Origin of the sequence: Novosphingobium mangrovisedimenti, from assembly GCF_025153475.1 — a bacterium.
Classification (GTDB): Bacteria; Pseudomonadota; Alphaproteobacteria; order Sphingomonadales; family Sphingomonadaceae; genus Novosphingobium; species Novosphingobium mangrovi_A.
Map to the genome: position 1 here is coordinate 23922 of NZ_JANZXA010000005.1, position 15573 is coordinate 39494.

Here is a 15573-nt window from a genome sequence, read left to right on the forward strand (position 1 = left end):
GCCTTTAGGAGCCAAAAGCCGCCGTGGCGATCCCTAATTTTCGAACTTTGCTGGCCTGTGGATCACGCTCTCCCCGCGCTTGCGCCAGACCGCTGCGAATCGACTTGCCTCAAGCGTTCAGGTCACCGTGAAACCGCCATCGACCGCGATGACCTGATTGGTCACAAGCCGCGCCATGGGAGTCGCGAAGTAAAGCACGGCGGAGCCGACATCACGCGGCGTGCAGTGCCCCAGAGGCGGTGTGCGATTGCCCGGGCCGATGGGCGGCGGCCCTGCCGCGCCGATTGCGCCGGGCGTGCCGACACCGCCGGGCAGCACGGTGTTGACGGTGATGGCTTGCTCGGCCAGCTCGAACGCCGCGCTTGTCGTGAGCGCCGCCAGCGCGCCCTTGGATGCCATGTAGGCGGCCAGCCCCTGCACGAACTGCCCGACGAGGCCGCACGAGGCGCAATTGACGATGCGACCGCCCTCGCCTTTCGCGATCATCGCCTGCGCCACTTCGCGGATCATCAGGAACGGTGCGCGGGCATTGACGTCGTTGATCCGCTGCCAGTGCGCGGCCGTGCCATCTACCAGCATTTCGCGGTGCTGCAGCCCGGCATTGTTCACCAGCAGCCATGGCGCGCCGTGACGCACGACCGCCTCCGCGCAGGCGGCGACAATCGAAGCTTCGTCCGACAGATCGACGGCCACGAAATCGGCCGCCGCGCCGGCATCGATCTGCTTGCGCGCACCGGCCTTGTCGCGGTCGGCGATCACCACCGTCGCCCCGGCTTCCGTCAGCACTTCGCAAATGCCCGTGCCGATGCCGCTGGCACCGCCCGTAACCAGCGCAACGCGCCCGGTCAGATCGAAAAGTCCGCTCATGTCTTCGGCATGTCCTCTCGCGATGGTGTCGCCATGGCCCGGATCGCTGCGCCGCGCCCGTCCACGACCGAGCGCTGGCGCGCCCTCTCAAGATTATCCTCGCCGCCCGCAATCACGACCGGACCGTTGGCGATATTCGCCAGCGCCTTGCGCGCGACCGCCCCGGGGTCTTCCGCCTTCGAAACATCGATACCCAGCCGCTCCATGGCCGGTGTCGCGGTGAAGCCGATCACGAAGTGCAGCACATCCACGCCGAAAGCCGAGCACTCGGCCCAGAGCGCTTCGGTGAAGGTGCGGCTGAACGCCTTGGCTGCCGTATAGGCCGCCAGCGAGGGCGAGCCCATGTAGCCGGAGAGCGATCCGGTCAGGACGATCCCGCCCTTGCCGCGCGGCTTCATCAGGGCGCCATAGTGCCGCGCGAACTCGGTCTGGCCAATCACGTTGATCGCAATCACCGAGCGCGTCACTTCCGCCGGAAGATCAACGAAATTGCCACGCGTGTTGTTGGCCCCGGCGTTGTAGAACAACAGGCCAACCTCGATGTTGTCGGTCGCCTCACGCACGCGCTCCAACGCATCGGGCCGAGCCAGATCGGCGCTGACGACACGCACCTGCCGCCCGGCACCGCGCAGTTCCTGCGCCAGCGCCTCCAGCGGCTCTATCTTGCGCGCGGTCAGGACGAGATCGAACCCGCCAGCCGCAAGCTGGCGGGCGCATTCGGCCCCCACGCCTTCCGATCCGCCGACAACAAGGGCCCATGGCCCGTACCGTTCGAGGTCCATCCCCTGATCTCCCACACAAGGGGACCGGGGGATGTTTCCCCTCAGTCCTTGGCGACAGGCAGCCAGACGGCGCTGGCCGCGTCGCCACCATAGTGTACTGTTTCAGTGGCCTTCACATAGTCCTTGGGCATCGCCTCCATGATCGATGGCACCCAGGTCTGCGGATTGCGATCGTAGAGCGGGAACAGGCTCGACTGGACCTGCACCATGATCCTGTGCCCCGGCAGAAACACGTGATCGACATTGGGCAGGTCCCACTTGAAGGCATAGGTCTTGCCCGGCTCCAGCGGCGCGGAGGTGGAGAAGCCATGGACGTAGCGCCCGCGGAAGATCTCGATGCCCAGCGCCAGTTCGTAGCCCCCCATCACCGGATCGGCCGAGTTCTCCTCGGGATAGACGTCGATCAGCTTGACCACATAGTCGCTGTCCTGCCCGGTGGTGGCCGCGTGCAGCTCCACCTTGGGCGCGCCCTTGATGTGGACCGGCTTGTCGAGCACGCCGGTGGTATAGCTCATCACGTCGGGCCGGCCATCGACGAAGCGCTGATCCTGCACCAGCCAGGTCCGCCATTCGTCACCCGACATGTGGATCGGACGCGGCAGCATCGGCACCGGCTTGGCCGGATCGGAGACGTAGCTTTCGCTGCCCGCGCCCGGCTTGGAAAACGACAGGCTGGAATTCGCGCCAAGGTAGAGCGGGGTGTAATCCCCCGCCGGCCATTTCTGCGAGACTTCCCAGCGATTGGTGCCGGTCGCATAAGTCAGCACGGGCGGCGTGTCGCACTTGGGCGCGTGGGTCTTGAGGTGGCAGTCGAGGAACGGCTTCATGTAGCGGGTGCGGAACTGCAGCCCCGTGTCCCCTTCCCACTTGAGCGGCCCGAGCGCGCGCGCCTCGTAGTTCACCTGGGAGTGGCGCCAGGGGCCGATCACCAGGCTGACCATGTCGTTGTTCGTGTCCTGCGGCTCCAGCGCCTTGTAGACCGCCGGAGCGCCATAGCTGTCTTCCTGGTCCCACTGGCCCACGAGCAGCATCGTCGGCACCGTCAGCTTGCGCTTGGCGAGCAGCTTGTCGACCGCCTGCCCCTGCCACCACGCATCGTAGCTGGGATGCTCCAGCATCTTGCGCACGATCGGCAGTTTCAGCAGGCCATAGGCTTTGGCATAGGCCATTGCCGAACCGGCCTTGAGATAGGCGGTATATTCGTCCCCGGTCCCCTTGGGCACGGCGCCGCCGCCGCTCTTGACCGTCTGCTCCAGATCGTAGTCGAACCCGAAGGTGCGGAAGGCGCCGTTGTGGAACCAGTCGTCGCCCATCCAGCCATCGACCATCGGGCTTTGCGGTACCGCAGCCTTGAGCGCGGGGTGCGGATCAATGAGCGCCATCAGCGACGTGAAGCCGAGATAGGACGAACCGGTAATGCCGACCTTGCCGTTGCTTTCCGGCACGTTCTTCACCAGCCAGTCGATGGTGTCGTAAGCATCGGTCGCGTGATCGACGCTGGTCTTGTTGAGCGGCCCGCGCAGCGGCCGGTTCATCACATAGTCGCCCTCGGACTTTCCGAGGCCGCGCACGTCCTGATAGACGCGGATATAGCCGTCATCGACGAATTCCTTGTCCATGACGGGCAGGATTTCCTCGATCTTCTGGCTGCGGTTGCGCGTCGTCGCGCGCTGCGCGTCATAAGGCGTACGGCTGAGCAGGATCGGCCCGTCCTTCGCCCCCTTGCGGAAGACGATGACGGTGTAGAGCTTGGTCCCGTCACGCATCGGCACCATCACCTCGCGGCGCACGAAGTCGGCCTGCGGCAGAACCCAGTCGTAGGATTCGACCTGCTCGTTTATCATCGTGTCGGTGGGCGCCGCGGCGTGGATGGCGGCAGTCGTGGTGAGCGCGAGAACGAGGCTCGCGGCGATCAGGGGGTGCTTCATGCGCCATGGGTGGCGCGGGCGGGCCGCCCGGTCAAGCGCATGCCCCGCCCCTGGCCCTGAAAGTTCACGAAGTTTGTCCGTACCGGCGCGAGGTTTTTCCAATTTTTATATTATATTCAATAATTTATATTATTCAGAATTTCACACGGTGACAGGCCGTCCGGTGCAATAGAATCAACTGTTCAAGGAGCGCCGACAAATGAATGCCGTGCACAGTGTGACAGCCTCCGTGAGTGTAGGAAATGCGCCCGTCGCTTTGTCCAGCCGCACGGGCAACCAGGACGGACGCGACTTCTCGCATCTGCATGAAGCCGGAACCGGACGGCGATGAGGCACAGGTTTTGCGAACACTTTTCCGCCTGAACCACCGTCCGCCAATGGGCATCTGTTGGAGAGCGCCAAACAACCGAAAAGTCGGGGTTAGCGGACATTGCGAAAGCGGCGGCTTCCGATTATCAGCGAGCTTGGCCGCGATCAACGCCTGCGCCAGCCGTTAATCCAGCTACCATCGATGCTAATGCATGCATTAAGGTCAATTAGATAGACCAAGCATCTTCATGCCATCGTGGATCATATTGCCAATAAGCGGCTCATTTGTAACTAACTTTATTTTATTTTGTCGGCTCTCATTTCGGATATTATCGACGAGTTCGTCAAATTCATAAACATTACAACTTCCGTCTCCAACTACACTAATTGCAACCACTTCAGCGATAGCGGTGTCATCGAGATTTTCGAGAACAGATTTAAATTTCATTGCGATTTCATCATTTTGCTCGACTCCTGAAGCGGAGGACGCTTCTTTAACCTTGCCGACGATCTCATGCCTTTGCATGCTTTGGAGCATCTCTGCCTGAAGGGCTTGAGCGGAAATAAGTACGATTTCCAGTTGATCTCGTGGTATTTTTAGGCATACCATGAATATATCTCGTAATTATGGCTGATATTGCGATCAATGCGCCGAATTTAGTTGAAAAAACATTACGAAAATAACAAAACTGTTTCGGGGAATGCGTTTCGGCCGTTACCCGATGTTTTTCCACGCTGCCCACGCAATTCAATATCCATCGCGGGTACTGGAATAATGAGCGATGAATGGCAGTCTTGTCGGCGGCTCCGGAAAGGCCGGCTTCCGGTTAAAAGGTTGAAATTCGGCCCTTCCGATGAACGTTCGACCGCTGCTGGCAGTTGATCATCTTGGCTGGACGGCGGCAAAGCCGGGGCAAGCAGACAGAGCCACCGCCGTCGCAGCTTGGACTAAACCGATGCCGGACGCAGTCAGCTATTGTTCGGGTTATCCGGATTTGAAGCTCGCCGTTGCCATAGGCCGTACGCGAACCGAACTAAATTTACCAACCCAAGCAATCCGCCAACTGGAACTACCCATGACGGAAGCTCCACGCTCTTGGTGATGCCAAACATCCACCATACGAAGAGGCTCCAAAAGCCGACCTGTATGAGGAGCATGGCTGAGTTCTTCGCGTCTGCACTCACTGATCACACTCCCCGAACATCGCGCTGATTGCACCGAAGATGGCGGCCTTTAGGAATGTCCGCAATGTCGGCGCATCCGGAAAGACTGCTGTTCACTACCTCCCGGCATTTCCGACCAGCAGCTTGTCCCTCCGGACATCGCCCAAAAGCAAAAGGGGCGCGGAAGCCTTAGCCTCCGCGCCCCTTCGCTAACGTGAGGATCGAAATCAGGCGGCCTGCTTGTGCCGCTCGTTCGCTTCCAGGTTGAGCAGGTCGGCCATCTCGAAGGCCAGTTCGATCGACTGCGCGCCGTTGAGGCGCGGGTCGCAGTGCGTGTGGTAGCGATCGCCCAGCGCCTCGTCGGTGATGGCGATGGCGCCGCCGGTGCATTCGGTCACGTCCTGGCCGGTCATCTCGATGTGGATGCCGCCGGCATGCGTGCCCTCGGCGCGGTGGACGGCGAAGAAGCCGCGCACTTCGGCGAGGATGCGGTCGAACGGGCGGGTCTTGAGGCCGCTGTCGGTCTTGATGACGTTGCCGTGCATCGGGTCGCACGACCACACCACCGGATGACCCTCGCGCTGCACCGCGCGCACCAGCCTGGGCAGGCCGGCCTCGACCTTGTCGTGGCCGAAGCGGCTGATCAGGGTCATGCGGCCCGGCTCGCGGCCCGGGTTGAGCGTGTCGAGCATGCGCAGCAGCGCGTCGGGCTCTAGGCTGGGGCCGCACTTCATGCCGATCGGGTTGCCGACGCCGCGCAGGAACTCGACGTGGGCCGAACCCTCGAAGCGGGTCCGGTCACCGATCCACAGCATGTGGGCCGAGCAGTCGTACCAGTCGCCGGTCAGCGAATCGCGGCGCGTCAGCGCCTGCTCGTAAGGCAGCAGCAGCGCCTCGTGGCTGGTGTAGAAGCTGGTGCCCTGAAGCTGCGGCACGGTTTCCGGATCGACGCCGCAGGCTGCCATGAATTCCAGCGCCTCGCCGATGCGGTCCGCCATCTGCGAGAACTTCTCGCCCCAGGGGCTGCGGTCGATATGTTCGAGCGTCCACTGGTGGACCTGGCGCAGGTTGGCATAGCCGCCGCCCGCGAAGGCGCGCAGCAGGTTGAGCGTCGCGGCCGACTGGCCATAGGCCTTGAGCATGCGCTCGGGATCGTTGCGGCGGGTTTCCTCGCCGAACTCGATGGCGTTGATGATGTCGCCGAAGTAGCTCGGGTATTCCTTGTCGCCCTGCTTCTCGGTCGGGGCCGAGCGCGGCTTGGCGAACTGGCCGGCCATGCGGCCCACCTTCACCACCGGCTGCTTGCTGGCGAAAGTCAGCACGACCGCCATCTGCAGCAGCACGCGGAACGTGTCGCGGATGTTGTCCGGGTGGAACTCGGCAAAGCTCTCGGCGCAGTCCCCGCCCTGGAGCAGAAAACCGCGGCCCGCGGCCACTTCGGCGAGGTCCTTCTTGAGATCGCGCGCTTCGCCGGCAAAGACCAGCGGGGGATACTTTGCGAGCGTGGCTTCTACCTCGCTCAGTTTCTCCACATCGCCATAAACCGGAAGGTGGCGCGCTTCCTGCGCTTTCCAGCCGTCCGGGGTCCAGTTGCTAGCCACTTCGAATACTCCTGTATCCCGCCGCCTCGCGCGCCGGAAAAAATCAAGGGGCGCCCCATAGCGCTCACGGGCAATTTTTGCAAAGCCGCTTTGCCCGATGACAGCGATCGGTTGCGCGGCAAGACCGTGTTCGCGGGCCATCATGGCTCCGCAGCGATCGGACCTAGCGCGTGGCGACGCTGGTCTTGTCCTTCTCAGGCACGACTTCCAGCCGCCACGAACTGCCCTCTCCCAGATAGCGCGCGGCGAGCTGCTGCATCGTCTGCGGCGTCGTCACGGTGTAGTCGCTGAGGACGGTGCGGACCGAGCCGAGCCGCGAGGGATCGCTGGTCGCCCCTTCGAGCTGGCTCATGAAGAACGAGGTGCTCGATGCGGCGCGCGTCACTTGCTGGCGTAGCGGTTCGGTCACGCGTTCCAGCTCGTCGGCCGTGGGCGGGTTGGCGATCAGGTCCTGCGCGATCTCGTCGGCGACCTGGAAGAACACCGGCACCGACTTGGGATCGAGCTGCGCCATCGCCGTGATCGAGCCGCCCGCCTGCAGGTCCACCGGCCAGGTCGAGAAGACGTAGGGCGCATAGGACACGCCGAGCTTCTCGCGCATCGCATCGAGCAGGCGGTTGGAGAACAATTGCGTGAGGATCTCGAGCTGGCGCGATTCCCGGATGCCCAGCGAACCGCCGCCGGTCGGCCAGGAAATCACGGCCGCGGCCTGATCCGGATCGCCATGGTGGTGCAGGACGATGGCCTTTTCCGAAGGCCTGGGCACCTGCACTTCGGTGACGTCCGCCGTCGAGGGTGCAGGCGTGCGCGGCTTGAGCGCGCCGAACGTCTTTTCCAGCGCCGCGATCGCCTTGACCTTGTCGAAATCGCCGAAGATCTGCACTTCGACCGGCCCCTGCGACAGCGCCTTGCTCCACACCCGCTTGAACCCTTCGGGCGTGGTCGCCTCGATCTCGGTGGGCGTCGGCGTTGCAAAGCGCGGGTCCTGACCGCGCTGGTAGAACTGGAGGTCGCGGTTCAGCACGCCTTGCGGCGAAGTGGCGTAAGTGTCGTACTGGATCTTCGCCGCCGCCTTGGCGCGCAGGAACGGGTTCTTGTCCCACTTGGGCAGATCGAGCTTCGCCGCGAAGAGATAGAGCTGGTCGGCCAGGTCCTGCGGGCGCGTTTCCGCCGAAAGCTCGAACGTGGCATCGTGCACGTCGAAATCGAAACCCATCTTGCGCCCGGTCGCGATGCGGTCGAGATCTTCCTGCCCGAGCGTGGCCACGCCCGAACCGACAAGCGCGTACTGGCCGAGCGCGATATAGGGCGCATCCCTGGGATCGATCGAACGGTAGCCGCCACCGAAGCGGACCTTCACCATGACCCGGCCCGGTTCCTCGGTCACCGGCCAGAGCATGACCTTGACGCCGTTCGCGAAGGTCAGCTGCTCGATGTCGAGCAGGCCGGTCGGCTGATCGGCGATCGGTTCGGCCGCCGTCCCGATGGCGGGAAGCTTGTCGAACGAGACCGGCGCGGCCTCGGCTGCCATGCGGATGCTCTGGTCGGGCCTGACCGGTTCGAGCAGCGCCTGCTGCAGCGCCTTGTCGGTCACCTCTCCCGGCTTCTGCACCGTAAACAAAGCGCGCGTCACAGTGCCGGAAAAAAGCTTGCGCGTGTGTTCTAGCACCTTCGCGGGCGTGAACAGCGGCTTGGACTCGCGGAAGATGTTCAGCACGTCATCGGGCGCGGCGACCGTCTCGCGGATGTCCAGCGCATTGACCAGATCGTCCGCCAGCTTCGAGCCGGGCAGGATGCGCTGCTGCTCCACCGGCACCTGGAAGGCGACGTCGAGCTCGGCCACTTCGCGGTCGATTTCCTCCTGCGTCGGCGGCCGGGTGAGTGCATCGGCGATCACCGCGCGGACATCGTGGAGCGCGGCCTTCCAGTCATCGCCAAGCGGGGTGACCGAAACGAACGTGGCATCGGCCGAGCGCGCGACATCGTTCTGGTTGACCGAAGCGGACAGGAAGCTGCCGCCGGCCCGCGCCTTGGATTCCAGTCGCCGGTTGATGATCGCCTGGGCAATCGAATCCGTCATCAGCCCCTGATTGTACACGATCGTGTCGTTGACCTGCCGCCAGGGCCGCAGGATCGCATACATCAGCGAAGGCGGCAGATCGGGTTCCACAAGCACGCGGGTTTCGCCCACCGGGTTCTTCGGATCGACGCCCCTGGGCGCAACCGGATCGCCGAAGCTGGGCACCGGTGCCAGCGGTCCCGAAGCGCTCCAGTCGCCGAACCACTTGTGCACATAGGATTCGAGCATGGCCGGATCGGCATCGCCGGCCACGATCACCGTGACGTTGTCGGGCCGGTACCAGCGCGAATAGAACGCCCGGACGGACTTGGGCGTCGTCGCCGTCAGCGTCTCGACGGTGCCGATCGGCTCGCGCTCGGAGAGCGGCTGGCCGGCGTAGAACACCTGCTGCATCGCATCCTGCAAACGCTTTGCCGCACCGCCGCGCTCGCGCATTTCAGCGAGCACGATCGGCAGGTCCTTCTTGAGGTTCGACGCCGAAAGCGTGGGCGCGGTCACCATGCCGGAAAGCAGCTTGAAGGTCTCGTCCAGCGAGCCCGGCGTGGCGTTGGGCAGGTCGAGCTTGAAGACCGTCTCGGTGGTCGTGGTCTGCGCGTTGGTGTCGCTGCCGAAAGTGGCGCCGAGGCGCTGGAAGGCGGCGATTGCCGTACCCTCGGCCAGGTATTTCGACTGGCGGAACAGCATGTGTTCCAGCAGGTGGGCATAGCCCCGCTCCGAGTCGGTTTCGTAGAGCGAACCGGCATCGACGCGGATGCGGATCGAAACCTGCCCCGGCGGCACGCCGTTCTTGCGCACGGCATAGCGCAGTCCATTCGACATCTCGCCGAAGTGCCAGGCCTTGTCGTGCGGGATGTCGCTGTTGCGGTAGAGCCAGGGGTCCTGCGTATCGGCCAGCAGGGTTGCGGGGACTTCCGCTTGCTGCGCGAGAACAGGCAGGGCGGGAACCTGGGCGAGAAGCAACAGGCAGGCAAGCGAGCAGGCGGCGCGCGGGAAAGTCTTCATCAAGGAAGCTATAGGACGCGAGTCCCTTAAGGGCCAGTGAATAGCGCGCGCCATTACCCCCGCTAACTCTTGACCCTTCGCCCACTTCTCCTAAATCGCCAATGTCATGTTTATCGAAACCGAAACCACGCCCAATCCCGCCACGCTCAAGTTCCTGCCCGGCAGGCAGGTGATGACCGCGGGAACGCGCGAATTCACGTCCTACGAAGACGCCGAGGCTTCGCCGCTGGCCGGGGCCCTGTTTGATCTCGGCGACGTGAGCGGCGTGTTCTTCGGGCAGGACTTCATTTCGGTTACTGCGGCGCCGGGCGCCGAATGGCCGGGGTTGAAGCCGCAAGTCGTATCGATCCTGCTCGATCACTTCGTGTCCGAAGCCCCGCTCTTCGCCGGCGGCGACGCCAGCGGCATCGCCGTGCCGGCAGCGGAAGACGAAGACTTCGGCGATGACCCCGCCGATGCCGACATCATCGCCCAGATCCGCGACCTCATCGATACGCGTGTGCGCCCGGCCGTGGCCAACGACGGCGGCGACATCGTCTATCGCGGTTTTCGCGAAGGCGTGGTCTACCTCACGATGCAGGGCGCCTGCTCCGGCTGCCCGTCGTCGACCGCCACGCTCAAGCACGGGATCGAGAGCTTGCTCAAGCACTACGTCCCCGAAGTAACCGAAGTCCGGGCCGCCTGACGCGAAGCGGGCGGCAGGGTGACCACCGAAAAACGCACGCTGGTAATCGATTCCGCGACCGACGCCTGCTCGGTCGCGCTCCTCGACGATGGCCAACTGGTCGCCGGCGAGTTTCGCGTGCTCGGGCGCGGACACGCAGAGGCGCTCGTCCCGATGATCGCGGCCCTCCCCGGACGCGGGCGCGCGAACCGCATCGCCGTCTCGCTCGGCCCCGGCAGCTTCACCGGCGTAAGGGTCGGGCTGGCCGCGGCGCGGGCGCTGGCACTGGCCTGGAGCGCGGAACTGGTCGGCTATTCCAGCCACGCACTGGTCGCAGCCATTGCCCGGCAGACGCACGGCGCGGTCCCGGTCTGCGTGGCGATGACCGGCGGACACGGCGAATGGTTCGTTCAGGGCTTCGACGCGCAGGGCAAGGCCTCGGGCGCCCTCGCCTCGCTGCGGCCCGAAGCGGCGGCAACCGCATGCCACGAGGAGATCGTGGCGGGAAACCAGGCCCAAGCGCTCGTGAACCTGCGCGGGACCGGGCAGGCCATGGCCGCCTGGCCCGATGCCCGCGCCTTCGCGATGCTGCCGTCGGAAGCGCTGCTTGAAGACGTTCGCCCGCTCTACGGCCGCGCGCCCGACGCGCGGCTTCCCGCGAGCGCGCCACCGGCACCTGCGGCATGACCGACGACATCGACCGGATCATGGAAGTCATGGCGGCCGCCTTCGACCCGACCTTCCGCGAAGCCTGGAACAGACGTCAAGTTGAAGACGCGCTCAAGTTCGGAAACAGCCACTATTGCCTTGTGAACGAGGAAGGTGAGTGGCCACAGGATGACGAACCGACGGCCGGCTTTTGGCTGTCGCGCACCGGCTTCGAGGAAGAAGAACTGCTTCTTCTGGGCGTATCCCCCGCTTTTCGCAGAAAAGGCCTTGGCCGAAATCTGTTGAGAAAGCTTCAAGGCGGGGCAAACGAACGATGCGTTAAACGGCTCTTACTTGAAATGAGAAGAGGCAACCCTGCCGAGTCGCTTTACAGAAGTTGCGGATTCTATTCGATTGGCGAACGCAGAGATTATTATCTTACGACAAGCGGTCAACGGATCGACGCCATTACGTTCGCTTGTGACCTCGCGTAAACGCAAAGCGCACTTTAACAGTTAAGATTCTCCATATAATTCCCTACGTTGTGTGAAAGTTCCAATTGAACTTGCACTTTGCGGCCAAATCGTCCAATGGACGCTGCCACAGGCTCAAAAAAACCTGAATATCGCCCTAATGGTCGCTCAAAAGGATAATAACGTGGAAGACATTCAAACCGACACGAACGAGACACTCATCACGCTGACGTCGGACATCGTTGCCGCGCATGTGAGCAACAACAACGTCAACGTCGAAGATCTCCCTTCGCTGATCACCAACGTCTACGGCGCCCTCGCCGGACTTGGCGGCCCTGCGGTTGTCGAAGAGGAAAAGCCGGAGCCGGCCGTGTCGGTCCGCGCCTCGGTGAAGCCCGATTACATCGTGTGCCTTGAAGACGGCAAGAAGCTCAAGATGCTCAAGCGCCATCTCATGACCCACTACAACATGACCCCGGAAGAATATCGCGCGCGCTGGAACCTGCCCGCCGACTATCCGATGGTCGCCCCCAACTATGCCGAGAAGCGCCGCGAACTGGCCAAGAAGATCGGCCTGGGCCGCAAGCCCAACGCGCGCCGCGGCCGCAAGCCCAAGGCCGCCGCAGCCTGACGGCCTGAACGGGGAAGGAAACCGAAACGGTTTTTCCTTTCGGCAACTTCCCTGTGCAAACCTTTGTGCCCACTGGTTTCCAGTCGGGCCTTGATGGTTGAGATTGCAGGCGCACCGGCCTAACATGTCCGGTGCGCCGCATTCATTTGACAGGTCAACACGTGCACCAACCCATCGACATCGAAGCTCTCTGCGCCGAGCGCGGCCTTCGCATCACCGAACAACGTCGCGTGATCGCGAAAGTCCTGTCGGACAGCACCGACCATCCCGACGTCGAAAAACTGCACGAACGCGCTTCCGCGATCGATCCGGGCATCTCGATCGCCACGGTCTACCGCACAGTGCGTCTGTTCGAAGAGGCCGGCATCCTCGACCGTCACGACTTCGGTGACGGCCGCGCCCGCTACGAAGCCGCGCCCGAAGCCCACCACGACCACATGATCGACGTGGAAACCGGCGCCGTCATCGAATTCGTCGATCCCGAACTCGAAGCGCTGCAGCGCCAGATCGCGGAACGCCTCGGCTTCCGTCTCGTCGACCACCGCATGGAACTGTTCGGCGTCAAGATCGAGCGCGAGGACGGCGACAGCAGGTGACCAGGGCGGCGTCCACCCCGGCGCCAGCCCGGGGACGGACCATCGCGCCATGGAACTGGCCGCTGGTGGCCATGCGCCTCGCCCTGCTGCTGGCAACGCTGCTCCTGTGTACCCCGCTGTACTACCTGCTCGCCCCCCTCACCGCCCGCAATCCGGTGCCACGCTGGTTCCTGCGCGCGGTGACGGCGATCGCGGGCGTTCGCCTCCGCATCGTCGGCGTGCATCCCGCCGGGCGCACCTTCTTCCTTGCCAACCATGTGAGCTGGCTGGATATTCCGGCCATGGCAGGCGCCACCGGCACAGCCTTCATCGCGCATGACGGCCTTGCCGCCTTCGGCCCCTTGCGCTGGCTATGCGGCCTCAACGACACCGTCTTCATCGCGCGCCACGACCGCCGCAGCGTTGCCGCGCAAGTCGAGCAGGTCCGTTCCGCGCTGTTCGAAACGGGCGCGCTGACGATCTTCCCCGAAGGCACCACGTCGGACGGCACCGCGCTGCTGCCGTTCAAGTCCTCCCTGCTGTCTGCACTCGAAGCCGAGGCCGACGCCGACCAAATTCCGGTCCAGCCGGTCTGGCTCGACTATGGCGAAGAAACCCGGGACATCGCATGGGCAGGCGCCGAACCAGGGCTGGACAATGCGCTGCGCATCCTCGCACGCTGGCGCCCGGTCAGACTGGCCATCACCTTCCTGCCGCTCCTGCAGGAGAGCGAACGCGTGGACCGCAAGGCCATGGCCCATGCAGCCAGCCATGCCATCAGCGCGGCAATGGCGACCCGCAGGGGCTAACCCGCGCGGACGAAGCCGGAGCTGAACAACCGGCAGGTATCAGGGCGCAGCTAACACACATTGGACGGCGGGAATGTCGGGGTCAGCGGGCTGCTTAACTGGGTGGGCGCGGTTGTTCGTCGTGCCGCAGAGTCAGAACCTCCACACCGCTCGCTGTCACTGCAACCGTATGCTCGAACTGAGCAGAGAGTTTTCGATCGCTGGTGACGACGGTCCATCCATCTTCCTCGGTATATACCTTTCGCCTTCCCTGATTGATCATGGGTTCAATCGTGAATACCATGCCTTCTTGCAGCCGCATGCCGGTTCCCGGTCGCCCGAAATGCAGCACCTGCGGTTCCTCATGCATCTTGCGCCCGATACCGTGTCCGCAATATTCGCGCACGACCGAGTAACCGTTTCTCTTTGCATGTCGTTCGATGGCGAAACCGATGTCGCCGAGATGTGCTCCCGGCCGCACCTGCCTGATACCCATCCACATTGCTTCCTGGGTAACTCGGACCAGACGTTTCGCCGCGGGCGCGGCGTCTCCAACCACATAGGTCTTGCTCGAGTCCGTGATGTAGCCGTTCTTTTCCAGCGTTATGTCGAGATTGATGATGTCGCCTTCCTGCACGATCTCGTCCGCGTCCGGCACACCGTGGCACACGACATGATTAATCGAGCAGTTGAGGACGAACTTGAAGCCGTACTGCCCCTTGCTCGCTGGGCGTGCGGCAAGATCGATAGTGATGTAGCGCTCGACCAAATCGTTGATCTGCATCGTTGTCATGCCGGCAAGGTCCAGCCCGTCGAGCATCTCGAAGACCGAGGCCAGCAAGCGGCCCGAAACACGCATGAGCGACAGTTCTTCGGGAGTCTTTACCATATCAGGCAGCGAATTCCTGAGCGGGACAGTCTTCGACGGCAGCCAGTTGTGCCTTGACTATATCGCTGAAAGACAGGGTTGGATTGGCTTCAGCAAGCTTGCCGATCTTCATCCAGAACTCGGCTTGCGCGTTTATGGAGCGGCACATCACCGTGCTGGCTCTACGTACTTCTTCGTGCAGATCGTCGTTTATCTTTACAATGCCCATGAGCCGCTCTCACAGCAAATCTATATACGATTCATATATAAAACGTATATAGATTTGTCAATCCAATGGCATGGATGCGACTTAACTCGCCTCCCAATTGGCGTTGGGCCGAAGCGAGAGTTCTACAAGGTCATCTGTTACCGCAGCCACGAACGGCAGCTATGTCGGTGGCTCCGGAAAAGACCGCTTTCGGGCTTTCGGATCAAAATCGCGAATTGCGGCCGCCGATGGCAACCGTCGAACTTGTGCCAGCGCCCCGGGCGGCCCGCTCAGCGGGTGGCGTTATAGGCCAGCTGGCTTTCGTTCAGCTGGAACCCGACCAGCACCTCGAACGAGGCACGTGCCACCGCGGCCTTGACCTTCTGATCGGAGAGCGGATCGACGGCGGCGTCGGCGTCGCCGGCCTTGCGCCTGCGGGTGATGCGCTCGCGAATGTCGTCGGGCAGCGTCGCGGCCGCGCGGTCGATATAGGCCGAACCGGTGCCGCTCACTTCCGCGCGATCCTGACCGTCGGCGAAATTCAGGGTCACGTTGCCGACGCGCTTGCTGACCACGGCGGTGCCGCCCTGCAGCACGGTCACGAAATAGGGCAGCGTCACCTGACGCGCGCCGCTGGTGTCGTTGCGGCGGGCAGCGATCTTGAACGATACCTGCGCGAAGACCTTGTCGCCCGCGTCCTGGTTGCACTGGGTGCGCACGTCGGTCATCGCCGCGACAACGTCGATATTGCCGGCGGTCGTATCGCCCGGAACGCGGAACAGCGTGACGTCGCCGGTATAGTCGGGAATGCCGACGGCGGGGCACTTGCTGCGGACCGCGGTAATGCCAACGCCCTGGTCGACCACGATGTCCCCCTTGGTCTTGCACCCGCTGAGCGCGGTCAACGCGGCGGCGGAGCAGAGAACAGTGGCAGTCAGACGGCGTGCATTCATCGTCACTTCCTCAATTGGCGTGCGCTTGCCCT

At 63.3% G+C, this 15573-nt stretch carries 15 protein-coding genes; 6 read left to right on the forward strand and 9 right to left on the reverse strand.

The features are described 5' to 3' along the window. Positions 1-117 precede the first annotated feature (117 nt). From NZK81_RS08735 to NZK81_RS08760, 6 genes are all read right to left on the reverse strand, one after another. Entirely contained in the window at positions 118-867 is a 750-nt protein-coding gene (locus NZK81_RS08735) for an SDR family NAD(P)-dependent oxidoreductase (RefSeq protein WP_260045743.1), read from the reverse strand. After that, on the reverse strand, positions 864-1649 hold the full coding sequence (locus NZK81_RS08740; protein ID WP_260045744.1) for an SDR family NAD(P)-dependent oxidoreductase: 786 nt from the start codon (positions 1647-1649) through the stop codon (positions 864-866). Before NZK81_RS08740 ends, NZK81_RS08735 begins: the two co-directional genes overlap by 4 nt. A 41-nt stretch (positions 1650-1690) precedes the next feature. Beyond that, positions 1691-3577, reverse strand: coding sequence for a CocE/NonD family hydrolase (locus NZK81_RS08745; protein WP_260045745.1), 1887 nt, complete (start codon positions 3575-3577; stop codon positions 1691-1693). Between the two features lie 532 nt (positions 3578-4109). Then, complete coding sequence (locus NZK81_RS08750; protein ID WP_260045746.1) at positions 4110-4496, reverse strand: DUF3775 domain-containing protein; 387 nt, start codon at positions 4494-4496, stop codon at positions 4110-4112. A gap of 781 nt (positions 4497-5277) precedes the next feature. Beyond that, entirely contained in the window at positions 5278-6651 is a 1374-nt protein-coding gene (locus tag NZK81_RS08755) for a class II 3-deoxy-7-phosphoheptulonate synthase (protein WP_260045747.1), read from the reverse strand. A 163-nt stretch (positions 6652-6814) separates the two neighbouring features. After that, a complete protein-coding gene (locus tag NZK81_RS08760) occupies positions 6815-9733 on the reverse strand; it encodes a M16 family metallopeptidase (protein WP_260045748.1) in 2919 nt (972 codons plus the stop codon). Positions 9734-9839: 106 nt separating this feature from the next. Here NZK81_RS08760 and NZK81_RS08765 point away from each other — a divergent pair, with 106 nt between their 5' ends. From NZK81_RS08765 to NZK81_RS08790, 6 genes are all read left to right on the forward strand, one after another. Next, positions 9840-10418, forward strand: coding sequence for a NifU family protein (locus NZK81_RS08765; protein WP_260045749.1), 579 nt, complete (start codon positions 9840-9842; stop codon positions 10416-10418). Positions 10419-10436: 18 nt separating this feature from the next. After that, on the forward strand, positions 10437-11084 hold the full coding sequence (gene tsaB / locus NZK81_RS08770) for a tRNA (adenosine(37)-N6)-threonylcarbamoyltransferase complex dimerization subunit type 1 TsaB (RefSeq protein ID WP_260045750.1): 648 nt from the start codon (positions 10437-10439) through the stop codon (positions 11082-11084). Further along, positions 11081-11539: a GNAT family N-acetyltransferase gene (locus NZK81_RS08775; protein WP_260045751.1), complete on the forward strand. Its 459-nt coding sequence runs from the start codon at positions 11081-11083 to the stop codon at positions 11537-11539. Before tsaB ends, NZK81_RS08775 begins: the two co-directional genes overlap by 4 nt. 163 nt (positions 11540-11702) lie before the next feature. Continuing rightward, entirely contained in the window at positions 11703-12149 is a 447-nt protein-coding gene (locus NZK81_RS08780; protein ID WP_311202080.1) for a Ros/MucR family transcriptional regulator, read from the forward strand. Between the two features lie 161 nt (positions 12150-12310). Then, positions 12311-12745 carry a Fur family transcriptional regulator gene (locus NZK81_RS08785; protein ID WP_260045753.1) on the forward strand — a complete coding sequence of 145 codons (435 nt, stop codon included), beginning with the start codon at positions 12311-12313 and terminating at the stop codon, positions 12743-12745. Beyond that, complete coding sequence (locus NZK81_RS08790; protein WP_260045754.1) at positions 12742-13533, forward strand: lysophospholipid acyltransferase family protein; 792 nt, start codon at positions 12742-12744, stop codon at positions 13531-13533. The genes NZK81_RS08785 and NZK81_RS08790 overlap by 4 nt, the downstream gene beginning before the upstream one ends. A 94-nt stretch (positions 13534-13627) precedes the next feature. Here the strand turns inward: NZK81_RS08790 and map are convergent, their stop codons facing one another. The 3 genes from map to NZK81_RS08805 form a co-directional block, all read right to left on the reverse strand. Next, on the reverse strand, positions 13628-14401 hold the full coding sequence (gene map, locus NZK81_RS08795; RefSeq protein WP_260045755.1) for a type I methionyl aminopeptidase: 774 nt from the start codon (positions 14399-14401) through the stop codon (positions 13628-13630). Position 14402: 1 nt separating this feature from the next. Further along, positions 14403-14609, reverse strand: coding sequence for a ParD-like family protein (locus NZK81_RS08800; RefSeq protein WP_260045756.1), 207 nt, complete (start codon positions 14607-14609; stop codon positions 14403-14405). A gap of 269 nt (positions 14610-14878) precedes the next feature. Further along, the gene (locus tag NZK81_RS08805; protein WP_260045757.1) at positions 14879-15541 is read right to left on the reverse strand and encodes a hypothetical protein; all 663 of its coding nucleotides are present in this window, start codon (positions 15539-15541) and stop codon (positions 14879-14881) included. Between the last annotated feature and the right edge of the window lie 32 nt (positions 15542-15573).